General features: G+C 71.3%; 13 protein-coding genes. 3 read left to right on the forward strand and 10 right to left on the reverse strand.

Features of this window, described 5'->3' with window-relative positions:
• Nucleotide 1 precedes the first annotated feature (1 nt).
• The 3 genes from AB0K80_RS09340 to AB0K80_RS09350 form a co-directional block, all read right to left on the reverse strand.
• Entirely contained in the window at nucleotides 2-1327 is a 1326-nt protein-coding gene (locus tag AB0K80_RS09340) for an ABC transporter substrate-binding protein (protein ID WP_365667493.1), read from the reverse strand.
• Between the two features lie 38 nt (nucleotides 1328-1365).
• Nucleotides 1366-3027 carry a glycoside hydrolase family 13 protein gene (locus AB0K80_RS09345; protein ID WP_365667495.1) on the reverse strand — a complete coding sequence of 554 codons (1662 nt, stop codon included), beginning with the start codon at nucleotides 3025-3027 and terminating at the stop codon, nucleotides 1366-1368.
• Between the two features lie 162 nt (nucleotides 3028-3189).
• On the reverse strand, nucleotides 3190-4455 hold the full coding sequence (locus tag AB0K80_RS09350) for an ABC transporter substrate-binding protein (protein ID WP_365667497.1): 1266 nt from the start codon (nucleotides 4453-4455) through the stop codon (nucleotides 3190-3192).
• 130 nt (nucleotides 4456-4585) lie between these two features.
• Here AB0K80_RS09350 and AB0K80_RS09355 point away from each other — a divergent pair, with 130 nt between their 5' ends.
• From AB0K80_RS09355 to AB0K80_RS09365, 3 genes are read left to right on the forward strand one after another with little or no spacing between them, the layout of a single operon-like run.
• Nucleotides 4586-5101, forward strand: a complete 516-nt coding sequence (locus tag AB0K80_RS09355; protein ID WP_365667499.1) for a PadR family transcriptional regulator — start codon at nucleotides 4586-4588, stop codon at nucleotides 5099-5101.
• The gene (locus AB0K80_RS09360; RefSeq protein ID WP_365667500.1) at nucleotides 5098-5850 is read left to right on the forward strand and encodes an ABC transporter ATP-binding protein; all 753 of its coding nucleotides are present in this window, start codon (nucleotides 5098-5100) and stop codon (nucleotides 5848-5850) included. The genes AB0K80_RS09355 and AB0K80_RS09360 overlap by 4 nt, the downstream gene beginning before the upstream one ends.
• 51 nt (nucleotides 5851-5901) lie before the next feature.
• On the forward strand, nucleotides 5902-8184 hold the full coding sequence (locus AB0K80_RS09365; protein ID WP_365667502.1) for an FtsX-like permease family protein: 2283 nt from the start codon (nucleotides 5902-5904) through the stop codon (nucleotides 8182-8184).
• Nucleotides 8185-8208: 24 nt separating this feature from the next.
• Here AB0K80_RS09365 and AB0K80_RS09370 read toward each other — a convergent pair whose 3' ends face one another.
• From AB0K80_RS09370 to gap, 7 genes are all read right to left on the reverse strand, one after another.
• Nucleotides 8209-9108, reverse strand: coding sequence for a hypothetical protein (locus AB0K80_RS09370; RefSeq protein WP_365667504.1), 900 nt, complete (start codon nucleotides 9106-9108; stop codon nucleotides 8209-8211).
• Between the two features lie 96 nt (nucleotides 9109-9204).
• Entirely contained in the window at nucleotides 9205-10857 is a 1653-nt protein-coding gene (pgi, locus tag AB0K80_RS09375; RefSeq protein ID WP_365667506.1) for a glucose-6-phosphate isomerase, read from the reverse strand.
• Nucleotides 10858-11085: 228 nt separating this feature from the next.
• Nucleotides 11086-11421: an RNA polymerase-binding protein RbpA gene (locus AB0K80_RS09380; protein ID WP_119105043.1), complete on the reverse strand. Its 336-nt coding sequence runs from the start codon at nucleotides 11419-11421 to the stop codon at nucleotides 11086-11088.
• 212 nt (nucleotides 11422-11633) lie between these two features.
• The gene (gene secG, locus AB0K80_RS09385; RefSeq protein WP_365667508.1) at nucleotides 11634-11870 is read right to left on the reverse strand and encodes a preprotein translocase subunit SecG; all 237 of its coding nucleotides are present in this window, start codon (nucleotides 11868-11870) and stop codon (nucleotides 11634-11636) included.
• A gap of 95 nt (nucleotides 11871-11965) precedes the next feature.
• On the reverse strand, nucleotides 11966-12742 hold the full coding sequence (gene tpiA / locus AB0K80_RS09390; RefSeq protein WP_365667510.1) for a triose-phosphate isomerase: 777 nt from the start codon (nucleotides 12740-12742) through the stop codon (nucleotides 11966-11968).
• Between the two features lie 6 nt (nucleotides 12743-12748).
• The gene (locus tag AB0K80_RS09395) at nucleotides 12749-13960 is read right to left on the reverse strand and encodes a phosphoglycerate kinase (protein WP_365667512.1); all 1212 of its coding nucleotides are present in this window, start codon (nucleotides 13958-13960) and stop codon (nucleotides 12749-12751) included.
• A 144-nt stretch (nucleotides 13961-14104) separates the two neighbouring features.
• A complete protein-coding gene (gap, locus tag AB0K80_RS09400) occupies nucleotides 14105-15112 on the reverse strand; it encodes a type I glyceraldehyde-3-phosphate dehydrogenase (RefSeq protein WP_365667514.1) in 1008 nt (335 codons plus the stop codon).
• Nucleotides 15113-15315: the final 203 nt, after the last annotated feature.

Consider the following 15315-nt stretch of genomic DNA (forward strand, 5'->3'; position numbering starts at 1 on the left):
GTCAGCCCTGGTACGCCTTGGCCGCGGCGGCCTCGAGCTTCGCCGCGGTGCCCTTCGGGTCGGACGGGTCGCGCAGGAAGTCCTGCAGCAGCTTCCACTCGCCGGCGCCCTTGGTGCCGCCGAACGCGGCCGGGGCCTGGTCGGACATGTCGAAGCGGACCGAGTCACCGGCCTGGACCAGGGACTCGGCGGTGGCGCGGGTGACGTCGTCGCCGTAGGAGGCGAGGTCGAGCTTCTTGTTCGGGGACAGGAAGCCGCCCGCCTCGGCCCACACGGCCGCGGCCTCGGGCGTGGCCAGGTACTCCAGCAGCGCCGTGGCGGCCTTCTGGTTCTTGCCGTCCTTCAGGACGACGGCCGCGTCACCTCCGCTGACCACGGGCGCCTTGCCGCCGCCGACCGCCGGGAAGGGGAAGAAGTTCGCGTCCTCACCGATCGTCTTCCCGAACTGGTCCTTGGCGACGCCGGCCACGAAGTCGCCCTCGTAGACCATGCCGGCCTGGGGCTTCGGGCCGAACACCTTCTCCACCGAGCCGGGGAAGTCGGTGTTCAGGGCGCCCTTCTGGCCGCCCGCGATGAGCTGCTTGTCCTTGAAGAGCTTGCCGAGCGTGCCGAGCGCCTCGACCACCGACGCGTCGGTCCACTTCAGCTTGTGCGCGGCGAGGGCGTCGTACTTCTCGGGCCCGGCCTGGGAGAGGTAGATGTTCTCGAACCAGTCGGTGAGCGTCCAGCCGTCCTGCCCGGCGACGGAGAAGGCGGCGAGCCCGGAGTCGGATACGGTCCGCCCCGCCTTGAGCATCTCCTCGTAGGTCTTCGGCGGCTTGACGCCCGCCTGGGCGAGGGCGTCGGGGCTGTACCAGACGGTCGACTTGTGGGCGGCCTTGAAGTAGAGGCCGTACAGCTTGCCGTCGACGCTGCCGTACTTCTTCCACACGGGGGCGTAGCCGGCGTCCACCGACTGCTCGGTCTTGGGCGACAGCGGCTTGAGCCAGCCCTTGCGCGCGAACTGCTGGAGCACGCCGACCTGCGGGACCATCACGACGTCGGGGGCGTTGCCGCCCTCGATCTTGCTGCCGACGACGGTGGAGACGTTGTCCCCGGTGGAGACGAACTGGGTCTTGGCGCCGGTCTTCTCGCTGAAGGCGTCCAGCACCTTCTGGAAGTTCTTCTGCTCGGTGCCGGACCAGACACCGGCCACGGTGACCGTCTGGCCGCTGAGCGCCTTGTCGCCGCCGCCCGCCGTGACGGGGCCGCCGCCGCAGGCGGTCGTACCGAGCGCCAGGACGAGGGCGGTGCAGCCGGTGAGCAGGGTGGTACGTCGTCGCATCATCGTCGATGTCCCTTCGAGGGGTGGGTGGTGCCGGACGGTCAGAGGTCGTTGATCCACCAGGCGGCCGTGGAGCCGGGCAGGGTCCCGGCCGGGCAGGGGCCGCTGGACAGCAGCGGGGTGCCGGGGACCGGCGCGGGTACAGCGGCGGTGGTGAAGTTGACCGCGCAGACCAGGTCGTCGCCGCGCACGAAGGCCAGGACGCCGGGCGGGGTGTCCAGCCAGCGCAGCGTGCCCTCGCCCAGCTGGGGCAGGGCGCGGCGCAGCTGGAGGCCGTCGCGGTACAGGTGCCAGAAGGAGCGGGTGTCGGCGAGGGCGCGGTCGGTGGCGTACTCGGCGAAGTAGTCGGGCTGCGGCAGCCACGGCTTGGCGCCCTCCGCGCCGGAGGTGAACCCGAACGGGGACGCCTGCCCCGACCAGGGCAGCGGCACCCGGCAGCCGTCGCGGATCCGGGCCCGGCTTCCGGTACGCCGGAAGATCGGGTCGGTGAGCACGTCGTCGGGCAGGTCGACCACCTCGGGCAGTCCGAGCTCCTCGCCCTGGTAGATGTACGCGGCCCCGGGCAGCGCCAGCATCAGCAGCGCGGCGGCCCGGGCCCGGGCGGCGCCGAGGCCGCTGCCGTGCGGGGTGGGTTCGCCGTAGCGGGTGACGGTGCGGACCTGGTCGTGGTTGTTGAGGACCCAGGTGACCGTCGAGCCGGTGCCGGCGATGTCCTGCATGGCCTCGGAGATGACCTTGCGGAAGGCGTCGGCGTCCCAGGGGGCGCTGAGCAGGTCGAAGAAGAAGGCCTGGTGGAGTTCGTCGGGGCGGACGTACTGGGCGTGCTCGCGGGCGGTGGGCACGGACACCTCGCCGACGAGCAGGCGTTCGCGGCCGTCCCGGTCGGCGTACGCGTCGCACAGGGACCGCCAGCGGCGCCACACGTCGTGCACCTCGGGCTGGTTCCAGGCGAGCGGGTTGACCGAGTCGCGGGTGCGGGCGTCGGCCTCGGGGTCGTCCGAGTCGGGCAGCTCCGGGTGCTTGAAGAGACCGGCCGCGACATCGATGCGGAAGCCGTCGACACCCCGGTCCAGCCAGAAGCGCAGGATCCGCTCGAACTCGGCCGGGATCTCGGGGTTGCGCCAGTTCCAGTCGGGCTGCTCGGGCGTGAACATGTGCAGGTACCACTGCCCGGGCCGGCCGTCCGGCTCCGTCACCCGGGTCCAGGCCGGGCCGCCGAACATGGCGTGCCAGTTGTTGGGCGGCTCGCAGCCGTCCGGGCCGCGGCCGTCGGCGAAGTGGAAGCGGGCGCGGGCCGGGCTGCCGGGGCCTGCCGCCAGCGCCTCGCGGAACCAGGGGTGCTCGCTGGAGCAGTGGTTCGGGACGATGTCCAGCAGCACCTTGATCCCCAGCCGGCGGGCGGCCTGGATCAGCAGGTCGAACTCGGCGAGGTCACCGAAGACCGGGTCGACGTCGCAGTAGTCGGACACGTCGTACCCGTGGTCGTGCTGCGGCGACGGATAGAAGGGGCTCAGCCAGATGCCGTCGACCCCGAGCTTCTTCAGGTACGGCAGTCCGGCGCGCACCCCGGCGAGATCGCCGATGCCGTCGCCGGTGCTGTCCAGGAAGCTGCGGACGTACACCTGGTAGATCACTGCGTCGCGCCACCAGTGGTGCCTGTTCAACCCGTTGACCTGTCTCTGTGAAGGGCAGCAGTTATGCATGCATGTTAAGTAGCGGTGTCGCGAGGATGTCAATGAAGTGGGCGGAGGCTCTTGAGCAGTTGACCCGGCAAATACGGACTTATCCCCCCAGAGAGAGTCGAGGTGAGACGTCCGCGTTACCTAACATGTAACTAGGAATGGACTGCTGAGGGAGACCAGCGACTAGCGGCGGGCGACGGCGTCGAGCTCGCGCGCCAGGCGCCGCACGGCCGCCTCGGGCGTCTGCCGCCCGGTCATCGCGTCGTACACGACCGCCTGCACCACCAGGCTGACCTGGTCGTAGTGCGGGCTCTTGGGACGCGGCGCGGCCGCGAGCACGCTCGCGCGCAGGGTCGGCAGGTACGGGAACCTGCCGACCAGCTCGGGGTCCTCGTAGAGGCCGGCCCGCACCGGCGGCAGCGCGCCGCGGGTGAGGACCTGGCGCTGGACGCGCTCGCTGGTGAGGTACGCGATGAGGCGCGCGGCGGAGCCGGGGTGCCGCGCGTGGGTGCTGACGGCCAGGTTGGAGCCGCCGAGGACGCTGGTGCCCGGACCGTGCGGCCCCGGCAGCGGCACCGCGCCCACCTTCCCGGCGACCTTGGACCCCTTGCCGGAGGCGACGACGTACGCGTAGGGCCAGTTGCGCAGGAAGAGCAGCCGGCCGTCCTGGAAGGCCTGCTTGGACTCCTCCTCCTTGTACGTCAGCGCCTCCTTCGGGATCCAGCCCTCGCGCACGCCCCGGGCGAGGAAGCCGATGCCCTCGCGGGCCGCCGCCGAGTCGACGGTGACGCGCTCGCCCTCGTCGCCGAGGATCGTGCCGCCCGCCGAGTAGACGGCCTCGGCCGCGTTGACGGTGAGGCCCTCATACGGCAGGAACTGGCCGGCGTAGCCGTCGAGGCCGTGTTCCGGGGCGATGGTCTTCGCGTACCGCTCCAGTTCGGCCCAGGTGCGGGGCGGCGGGACGCCCTCCTCGGCGAGGACGTCCTTGCGGTAGAGGAGCAGGCCGGCGTTGGTGACGTACGGGACCGCGTACAGCCGTCCGTCGTAGGTCGCCGTGTCCACGACCGGCGGCAGGAAGGACTCCAGCGGGAAACGGTCGCGCGGCAGGGGCCGGATCCAGCCCGCGGCGGCGAACTCCGAGGTCCAGTTGACGTCGATGTTGAGCACGTCGAAGCGGTGGCGGTCGCCGTCGCGCAGGTCGGTGGCCATCTGCGCGCGGGTCTCGTCGGCCGAGTCGGGCAGCTCCACCAGGGTGACCCTCTCCCCGGGGTGGGTCCGGTTCCACCCCTCCAGGAGCGGACCGAGGTAGCCGGTGAGGTCACCGGCGGTCGCGAAGGTGAGCGGGCCGCGGTCCTGGCCGGCGTCGGCGCGCACCCCGGAGGCCGCGTATCCGGTCAGTACGACGACGAGAACGAGGAGGCCCCTACCGGCGGCGCGTATCCACCGCATAGGTTCCTCCTTGGTACACCGGCCACGGGCATCCTCGCTCGGGTCAAGGGCCATGTATACCTGTTAGGTATGCGCGATACTAGGGCCTGGAGCACATTACGCACAGGGTGAGGACAGGAGGACTGCACGCGTGCGCCTGCCCCTCCTGGCACTCCTCGCCCGCGGCCCGGCCCACGGCTACGAGCTCAAGCAGGACCTTGAGCAGTTGCTGGGCTCCGCGTACCCTCAGCCCAACGTCGGCCAGATCTACGTCACCCTCGGCCGTCTCGAGAAGCAGGGACTGATCGAGGGCGAGGACGTCGAGCAGTCCAGCCGGCCCAACAAGAAGGTCTACCACCTCACCGACGCCGGGCGTGCGGCGCTGCGCACCTGGTTCGAGGAGCCCGAGGACGAGCCGCGGGTGCGGGACGAGTTCTTCATGAAGCTGGCCCTCGCCCCGCAGACCGGTCTCGCCGACCAGATCGCCCTCATCAACAAGCAGCGCCGCCAGTACCTGAACACCATGCGGCAGCTGTCGAAGCTGGCCGCCGCCGAAGACCGCGACAACCGCATCGCCCATCTGCTGATCGAGGGCGCGATGCTGCATCTGCAGGCCGACCTCGACTGGCTGGAGAGGTGCCAGGAGGAGCTGGAGGAGCTGGAGTGAGCGACGGTTCCACTGCTGTGCTGCGCGCCGAGGGCCTGGTCAAGACGCATCACGGCGAGGGCGCGCCCGCCCATGCCGTGCGCGGGGTCGACCTGTCCGTACGGTCCGGCGAGTTCGTGGCGATCACCGGCCCGTCCGGCGCCGGGAAGTCGACGCTGCTGCACCTGCTCGGCGGGCTCCAGCGGCCGGACGCGGGCAGCATCTGGCTGGACGGCGAGCGCACCGACGCCTGGAGCGAGGCGCGCTGGGCCGTGGAGCGCAGGAAGCGGATCGGGATCGTCTTCCAGTTCTTCAACCTGGTGTCGAACCTGTCCGTCGCCGACAACGTGGAGCTGCCCGCCCTGCTCGCCGGGGTGCCGCCGAAGCGGGCCCGGGCCGAGCGGGAACGGCTGCTGGCCGAGCTGGGCCTCGCGGGCAAGGAGCGCGGCATGCCGGGCGAGCTGTCCGGCGGCGAGCAGCAGCGGGTGGCCCTCGCCCGGGCGCTGGTCAACCATCCGCCGCTGCTGCTGGCCGACGAGCCGGCCGGCAGCCTGGACAGCAAGGGCACCCGCGAGGTGATGCGGCTGCTGTCCCGCTTCCACCAGCGCGGCCAGACGATCCTGCTGGTCACGCATGACGCGCGGCTGGCGAGCGCGGCGGACCGGGTGATCAGCTTCTTCGACGGGCGGATCGCCGACGACGCCGCCCTGGACGCCTCCCCGCCGCCGCGGCGGTCCGGGATATCCGGTGTGCTGGAACTCAGGGACTGACATGGGGATGTACGTCGGCGCGTCCCCGCGCGGGCCGAGGGGCTGAGGCCGGTGCGAGCCACCCTGCGCTGGGCGCACTCCGATCTGCGTACGCACCGCGGCGAGGCGCTGTTCCTGGTCCTCGCCACCGCGGGCATCGTGGTGTCGCTGCTGCTGGCCACGGCCCTGTTCGGGTACGCCACCAACCCCTGGCAGCGGGTCTTCACCCAGGCGCACGGCGCCCACGTCTGGCTGCACACCTCCGCCACGGCCGACACCGGCAGGCTGGCCGGCCTGGACGGCGTCGAGTCCGTCGCCGGCCCCTACCCCACCGCTTCCGTGACGGTGGCCTCGCGCGGCAGCCGCGCCTCCGTCGAACTGCGCGGTACGGCCGAGCAGCCCTCGGTCGGCCGCCCGCTGCTCACCTCCGGGCACTGGCTGGACGCCGGCACGCCGGACGGCGTGGTGCTGGAGAGCCGGCTGGCCCGGGCGCTGCTGGCCCAGCCCGGTGACACCCTCACCCTGCCCGGCACGGCACGCCGGCTCACCGTCGTGGGCCTCGCCGACAGCGCCGAGCCGCGCTACCGGCCGGGCGAGCAGCCCGGGCTGGTGTGGGCGCTGCCGTCGGCCGTGCCGGGGGCCGACGGGCAGGTGATCGGGCTGCGGCTGACCGACCCCGGCGACACCGACTACGCCGTCCAGCGGGCCGTGACCGTGCTGGGCGCCGGGGCGATCGGCGAGGTGTCCACCTGGAAACAGGCGCGGGCCGAGGCGCAGGGCGACAACCGGCTGCTCGGGCAGGTGCTGGGGCTGTTCGGGGTCGGGGCGCTGATCGCGGCCGGGTTCGCGGTGCACGGCGCGATCGGCACCCGCATCCGCGGCCACCTGCGGGACATCTCCGTGCTGAAGGCGATCGGCTTCACCCCGGGCCAGGTCGTCCGCATCTTCCTGCTGCAGCATCTCGCCTACGCCCTGCTCGGTGCCGTGGCCGCCGCCGCGCTCACCGAAGCGCTGGGCAGCCGTGTCCCGGGGCGGCTCGGCGACGCGGTGGGCGTGTGGCAGGGGCTGCCCGGGCACACGGTGGCGCTGGCCGCGGTGCCGGTGGGCGCGGTGCTGTTCATCGGCGCGACCACGGGGCTCGCGGCCTGGCGGGCGGGGCGGGTGCCGCCGGTGCCGGTGCCCCGGCCGGCCGCGCCGCCGGGCGGACGGCTTACGGGTGTGGCGCGCCGGGCCCTCGGGATGCGGGTGCCGCCCGCGCTGATCCTGGGCTGGCACCAGGCGTTCACCCGCCGTCCCCGCTCTCTGGGCACGGTGGCCCGGCTCGCCCTGCCGCTGCTGCTGGTGGTGGTGGCGATGAGCGCGTGGACCACGATCGACCGTTTCCACAGCAGCCCGGAGCGGGTCGGCCTGCCCACCGCCCTCACCGTCCGCGCCGACGCCTCGCTGAGCGACCGGGACGCCCGCGCCCTGCTGGAACGCGACCCGCAGGTCGCCGCGGCCTACCCGGGCGTGGAGGTCGCGGCCCTTGTGCCGGGCCAGACGGCGACCATCGCGCTGCGCGGCCTCGGCACCCGCGCGCAGCCCTACCCGTACACCCTCGCCGAGGGCCGTGCCGCGCGCGGACCCGACGAGGCAGTGGCCGGGCAGGGACTGCTGGACCTGCTGGACGTGCGGGTCGGCGACTGGGTGCGGATGACGGTCGGGGACCAGCCGCAGATCCTGCACATCGTGGGCCGCAGCATCGAACCGGAGAACGCCGGCCGGGTCGTCTCCACCTCCCTCGACACCCTCCGCGAGAACGACCCCGGCCTGCGCCCGACCCTCTACCAGCTCCGTCTGGCCACCGGCGCCGACCCCCACGAGGTCGCCGACCGCCTGGCCGAGTCCGGGCGCGGCCACCTGGACGTGCACACCGTGACCAACCCGGCCGACGGGCTCTCCCCGCTGCGCGGGGTCGTCCTCGGGCTGATCGCCGTCCTCGCCCTGATCGGGCTCATCGAGCTGCTCACCGCGATCGGCGGAATGGTCCGCGAGGGGGAACGCGACCTGCTCGCCCTGAAGGCGATCGGCCTGTCCCCCCGCCAGATCACCGCCATCACCGTCACGGCCACCGGCTGTACGGCGCTGGCGGCGGTGCTGGTCGCCGCCGCCCTGGGTCTGCCGCTCGCGCACTGGCTGATCGACGCCCAGGGCAGGTCGAGCGGCATCGGGGCGGGGATCGCCCAGGGTCCGCCGCTCCTGCTCCTGCTGCCGCTCGGCGCGGCCGCCGTGCTGATCGCGGCAGCACTCGCCGCCCTGCCCGCGGCCCGGGCGGCCCGCCGCCGGCTGGCGGACACCCTGAGCGCGGTCGCCTGACCGGGGCGCACCGCCCCCGCCAGGTCAGCGACTGCCGGATCCCGGACGGTAGGGGTTGCCGTACGGGTTTCCCGGCGGCGGCGTGCCGCGGGTGCCGTACGGACTCCCCTGCGGCGGCACATACGGCGGTCCCGCCGGAGGCGTCGGCGGCATCGGGGGGAACGGCGGGGGCGGGCCGGGAACGCGGGGCAGGCTCGCCGGGTGCGCTGACAGCCGGATGCCGTACCGGGTCCTCAGGCGCCGCGTCTCCAGTACCGCGATCCCCGTGACCGTCACCGGGGCGCCCAGGATGAACACGACGCCCATCGCCAGGCCGAGGCCGTGCAGGTCGCCCGTGAAGAGGTCGGAGAGGGCCATCAGCCAGGACGTCACCGTGGCGAGCAGCGGAGGCAGGCAGCGGTGCACCGCGGCGGTGCCGAAGAAGTTCCCGGAGATGTGCACGGCGCCGCGCACCACGAAGACGGCCATCCACAGCCCGGCGATGCCGAGCGGCACCACCGCGAGGCCGAACGCCGACGCGTTCTGCAGCAGCAGCACCGCCACGGCGATGGAGCCGACGAAGAGCAGCAGCAGCTTCAGCGAGTTGAACAGCGGCGCCTTCAGGGCACGCACGGTGCCGCCGCGCCGCCACACGGCGAGCATGACGCCGAGGGTGAGCGGCGTGATGAACAACAGGACGGCGGACGCCGTCAGCACGTTCGCCAGGACCTCGGTGAGGGCGAAGCCGCCCTCGAGGAAGGTGTACACGCCGACCGCCGCGACCGCCCCGGCGATCAGCCGGGCCTTCTTCAGATACTCGATCTCCGGGTCGAGCGAGTCGGGTATCCACGCCGGGTGGAACACGGCGCGCGCGGCGTGCTTGGGCCGCAGCAGCTCCCGCGCCGTCAGCCCGCCGCTCGTCCAACTCCCCTGCGAACCAGCCACTTCACTCCCCCGAGACATGGCTTCGTTGATCGCGGGGAGTTTACGGGAAGCGGACGGCGTCGCGCCGCCCGCTTTCCCCTTTCGCCGCGGCCCCGTTCACCGCCGTCCGCGCAGCTCCCGGTACGTGGCCACCAGCGCCTTGGTGGAGGCGTCGAGTCCCGGCACGTCGGCGCCCTCGGTCAGCGCGGGCTCGACGCGCTTGGCGAGCACCTTGCCGAGTTCGACGCCCCACTGGTCGAAGGAGTCGATGTTCCAGATCGCGCCCTGCACGAACACCTTGTGCTCGTAGAGGGCGACCAGCTGGCCGAGCACGGACGGGGTCAGTTCCCGGGCGAGGATCGTGGTCGTCGGGTGGTTGCCCTGGAACGTCTTGTGCGGCACGAGCTCCTCCGGCACCCCCTCGGCGCGCACCTCGTCCGGGGTCTTGCCGAACGCCAGCGCCTGGGTCTGCGCGAAGAAGTTGGCCATCAGCAGGTCGTGCTGCGCCCGGAGCGGGTCGCTCAGCTCGGCGACCGGCTCGGCGAAGCCGATGAAGTCGGCCGGGATGAGCTTGGTGCCCTGGTGGATGAGCTGGTAGTAGGCGTGCTGCCCGTTGGTGCCGGGCGTGCCCCACACGACGGGCCCGGTCTGCCACTCCACCTCGCGCCCGTCCCGGCCGACGTACTTGCCGTTGGACTCCATGTCGAGCTGCTGGAGGTACGCGGTGAACTTCGACAGGTAGTGGCTGTAGGGCAGCCCCGCGTGCGACTCGGCGCCGTGGAAGTTGCCGTACCAGATGCCCAGCAGGCCCAGCAGGAGCGGCACGTTGGACTCGGCGGGCGCGGTGCGGAAGTGCTCGTCGACGATCCGGAACCCGTCGAGCATCTCCCGGAAGCGGTCCGGGCCGATGGCGATCATGAGGGACAGGCCGATCGCGGAGTCGTAGGAGTAGCGTCCGCCGACCCAGTCCCAGAACTCGAACATGTTGGCCGTGTCGATGCCGAACTCGGCGACCTTCTCGGCGTTCGTCGACAGCGCCACGAAGTGCCGGGCGACGGCGGCCTCGTCACCGAGGGCGTCCAGCAGCCAGGTGCGCGCGGAGGTGGCGTTGGTGACCGTCTCGATGGTGGTGAAGGTCTTGGAGGCGATGATGAAGAGGGTCTCGGCCGGATCCAGGTCGCGGATCGCCTCGTGCAGGTCGGCGCCGTCCACGTTGGAGACGAAACGGAACGTCAGCGAGCGGTCGGTGCAGGCGCGCAGCGCCTCGTACGCCATCGCGGGGCCGAGGTCGGAGCCGCCGATGCCGACGTTGACGACGTTGCGGATGCGCTTGCCGGTGTGGCCGGTCCACTCGCCGGAGCGGACCCGGTTCGCGAAGCCGGCCATCTTGTCCAGGACGGCGTGCACCTTCGGCACGACGTTCTCGCCGTCGACCTCGATCACCGCGTCGCGCGGCGCCCGCAGGGCGGTGTGGAGCACGGCCCGGTTCTCGGTGGTGTTGATCTTCTCACCGCGGAACATGGCGTCGCGCAGCGCGAACACGTCGGTGGCGGCGGCCAGCTCGCGCAGCAGCCGCAGCGTCTCGTCGGTGACGAGGTGCTTGGAGTAGTCGACGTACAGGTCGCCGACCCTGAGGGCGTACGCGGTGCCGCGGCCGGGTTCCGCCGCGAAGAGCTCGCGCAGGTGCACCGCGCCGAGCTCCTCGCGGTGCTTGGCCAGAGCGGTCCACTCGGGCATCTGGTTGAGCCTGGTACGGCCGTCTGCGTTCATCTGGGACTTCCGCCTTCTTCCTTGCCTGCCTGTGCTGCTGCGTGCTGCCCCGCTGCCGGTCACCAACCTAATTGATCAGGGGGAAGCAGCCGGCCGCGAGCAGGCCGGGGGTGTGCGCGCAAGCCCGCACCGAAGCCGGACAGCACGGCGGCGCTCCACAGGCACCCCGCGCCGCGCCCAAGACGGCTACGGCCAGGCACCTCTCGGTGCCCGGCCGCCTCTCAACTCCTAGATCTCGCCCCGCAGTTTGGCGAGCGCCTCGGCGAGGATCGCCTCGCCGTCCGCGTCGCTGCGCCGCTCCCGCACATAGGCCAGGTGCGTCTTGTAGGGCTCGGTGCGCGGCGGGTCCGGCGGGTTGTCCCGGTCCTGTCCGGCCGGGAATCCGCAGCGGGGACAGTCCCAGGTTTCGGGCACCTGCGCGTCGCTGGCGAAGCTCGGCTGGGTCTCGTGCCCGTTGGAGCACCAGAAGGAGACGCGCAGCCGCGGCGCGGACTCGCCGCGCTCGGCCTCGCCCATCGGCCCCGCCCCGACCCGGCTTCCTCGGATCGCGTTGCCACTTGCCACGGTCGTAACTCCCTGCGTGATGGTGCCGCGAAGCGAGTCGGCGTTCCGCTTCGCCGCGAGCGCCTCAGTCTACGTAAGGCCCAACGCGCGTCCAGTGATTGGAGTTACAGAGCCCTCACACCCAGACGCAAGCCCCATGATAGGCCGCGCTCAGCTGCGCGCACCGAACATGGGGCTTCAACGGCGGAAAGCGTGCGGAATGTGCGTCCTGGTCAGTTGTTCGCCTTCATCAGAATGCCGAGGACGACAATGCACGCGAACCACAGCAGACCGATCACCACGGTGATCCGGTCGAGGTTGCGCTCGGCGACCGAGGAGCCGCCGACGGAGGACTGCATACCGCCACCGAACATGTCGGAGAGGCCGCCGCCCTTCCCCTTGTGCATCAGCACCAGCAGCATCAGCAGCAGGCTGAAGACGATCAGGGCGATCGAGAACCCCAAAACCACGGCTGGACCAACTTCCTCGGATTCGGATGGACGACGCGGGGCCCAGCACAGTGCTGGACCCCGCAAGGGTACGACGGATCGCCGCTACCGCATACTCACTGGTCGCGGAAGCGCACGATCTTGACGAACTCGTCGGCGTCCAGCGAGGCACCGCCGACCAGGGCGCCGTCGATGTCGGGCTGCGCCATGATCTCGGCGACGTTGCCGGACTTGACCGAGCCGCCGTACTGGATGCGGACCATGCCCGCGGCGTCGTGCGAGTACAGCTCGGCGATCTTGCCGCGGATGGCGGCGCAGACCTCCTGGGCGTCCTCGGCGCCGCAGACCTTGCCGGTGCCGATGGCCCACACGGGCTCGTAGGCGATCACGAGGGTCTCGGCCTGCTCGGCCGGGATGTCCTTCAGGCCGCCCTCGACCTGGGCGAGGGTGTGCGCGACGGCGTTGCCGGCCTCGCGGACGTCCAGCTCCTCGCCGACGCACAGGATCGGGGTCAGGCCGTGCTTGAAGGCGGCCTTGACCTTGGCGTTCACCAGCTCGTCGGTCTCGTTGTGGTACTGGCGGCGCTCGGAGTGGCCGATCACCACGTACGTGCACTTGAGCTTGGCCAGCATCGGGCCGGAGATCTCGCCGGTGTAGGCACCGGAGTCGTGCGCCGAGATGTCCTGGGCGCCGTACTTGATCTTCAGCTTGTCGCCGTCGACCAGGGTCTGTACCGAGCGCAGGTCGGTGAAGGGCGGCAGGACGGCGACCTCGACGGCCTCGTAGTCCTTGTCGGCCAGGGCGAAGGCGAGCTTCTGGACGTGGGCGATGGCCTCGAGGTGGTTGAGGTTCATCTTCCAGTTGCCCGCCATCAGCGGCGTGCGAGTCGTCATGCGGGGTCAGTCCTCCAGTGCGGCGAGGCCGGGGAGCGTCTTGCCCTCGAGGTATTCGAGGGAGGCGCCGCCGCCGGTCGAGATGTGGCCGAATGCGTTCTCGTCGAAGCCCAGGGTGCGGACGGCCGCGGCGGAGTCGCCGCCGCCGACCACGGTGAAGCCCTTGGAGTCGACGAGGGCCTGGGCGACCGCCTTGGTGCCCTCGGCGTAGTCGGGGTGCTCGAAGACGCCCATGGGGCCGTTCCAGAAGACCGTGGCGGCGTCGGCGAGCTTCGAGGCGTACAGCGTGCGGGTCTCGGGGCCGATGTCCAGGCCCTCCTGGTCGGCGGGGATGGCGTCCGCGGCGACGGTGGTGGGGTTGGCCGGGGCCTTGGTCTTCAGGTCGGGGAACTCCCCGGCGACCAGCGCGTCGACCGGCAGGACCAACTCGACGCCCTGCTTCTCGGCGCGCTCCAGGTACTCCTTGACGGCCGGGATCTGGTCCTCCTGGAGGAGGGACTTGCCGACCTCGTAGCCCTTGGCCTTGAGGAAGGTGTAGGCCATGCCGCCGCCGATGAGGAGCCGGTCGGCCTTGCCGAGCAGCTGGTCGATCACGGCGAGCTTGTCGGAGACCTTGGCGCCGCCGAGCGCGACGACGTAGGGCCGCTGGACGTCCTCGGTGAGCTTCTTCAGGACGGCGACCTCCTTGGCGATGAGGTAGCCGGCGGCGTGCGGCAGCCGGGCCGGGAGGTCGTAGACGGAGGCGTGCTTGCGGTGCACCGCGCCGAAGCCGTCGCCGACGTACAGGTCCGCCAGGGCCGCCAGCTGGTCGGCGAAGGCGCCGCGCTCGGCGTCGTCCTTGGCGGTCTCGCCCGGGTTGAAGCGCAGGTTCTCCAGGACGGCGACCTGCCCGTCGGCCAGGCCCGCGACCGTGGAGGTGGCGGACTCGCCGACCGTGTCGGTGGCGAAGGCGACGGCCGAGCCGAGCAGCTCACCCAGGCGGGTCGCGGCGGGGGCGAGGGAGAACGCGGGGTCCGGGGCGCCCTTGGGGCGGCCGAGGTGCGAGGCGACGACCACGCGGGCACCGGCGTCGGCCAGCGCCTTGACGGTGGGCAGCACGGCGCGGATGCGGCCGTCGTCGGTGATGGTGCCGTCGGCGAGCGGCACGTTCAGGTCGGCGCGGACGAAGACCCGCTTGCCCGCGACGCCGTCGGAGAGGAGTTCGTCGATCGTCTTCATGAGGGGGACTCCTGGGAAGAGCTCGTGATCGCTCGGAAGCGCTCGGGATCCAACAGGGCTGAGCTGGACGCGAGTCAGGGCTCGGACAGCGCGGCCGTGCGCTGCCCGAGCCCTGCTCTCACATAGGGTGCCTGCTCTATTGGATCAGAGCTGGTTGCCGACGAAGACCGTCAGGTCGACGAGACGGTTGGAGTAGCCCCACTCGTTGTCGTACCAGCCGATGACCTTCACGTTCTTGCCCTCCTGGACCATGGTCAGGGAGGAGTCGAAGGTGCAGGACGCCGGCGCGTTGACGATGTCGGAGGAGACGATCGGGTCCTCGGTGTACTCGAGGATGCCCTTCAGCTCGCCCTCGGCGGCCTTCTGGAAGGCGGCGTTGACCTCTTCCTTGGTGACCTCGCGGGAGAGCTCGACGACCAGGTCGGTGACCGAGCCGGTCGGGACCGGGACGCGCATGGCCATGCCGTCCAGCTTGCCCTTGAGCTGCGGGAGGACCAGCGAGGTGGCCTTCGCGGCACCCGTGGTGGTCGGGATGATGTTCTCGGCGGCGGCACGGGCGCGGCGCAGGTCCTTGTGCGGGAAGTCCAGGATGCGCTGGTCGTTCGTGTAGGCGTGGACCGTCGTCATCAGGCCCTTGACGATGCCGAAGTTCTCGTCGAGGACCTTGGCCATCGGCGCCACACAGTTGGTGGTGCAGGAGGCGTTGGAGATGACGTGGTGGTTCGCCGCGTCGTACGTGTCGTGGTTGACGCCCATCACGATGGTGACGTCTTCGTTCTTCGCCGGGGCGGAGATGATGACCTTCTTGGCGCCGCCGGCGATGTGCTTCTCGGCGTCTTCCTTCTTGGTGAAGATGCCGGTGGACTCGATGACGATGTCGACGCCCAGCTCGCCCCAGGGGATGTCGGCGGGGTTGCGCTCGGACAGGACCTTGATGGTCTTGCCGTCGACGGTGATGGTGTCCTCGGTGTGCGAGACCTCCTGCTTGAGGCGGCCGAGGATGGTGTCGTACTTCAGCAGGTGAGCGGTGGTCGCGGTGTCACCCAGGTCGTTGACAGCCACGATCTCGATGTCTGCACCCTGCTCCAGCAGCGCGCGGAAGTAGTTACGACCGATGCGGCCAAAGCCGTTGATGCCTACGCGGATCGTCACGAACCGATCTCCTCGTTGGTACGCCGGCTCATCTGTGCCGGCGAGCTGTATGGGATGTCCCCGACCACCCCCGACCCTACCTCCCCGGGGCCGCCGTGGTGACATCGAGTCGCCCCATACACGGCAGGACGGTCCGTACCCGCCAGTAGGGGTACGGACCGCCCGAGCCGGAGGGGCCGACGGGCCAGGGATCACCCGATGTC

Source organism: Streptomyces sp. NPDC052682 (assembly GCF_040678435.1).
Lineage (GTDB): Bacteria > Actinomycetota > Actinomycetes > Streptomycetales > Streptomycetaceae > Streptomyces.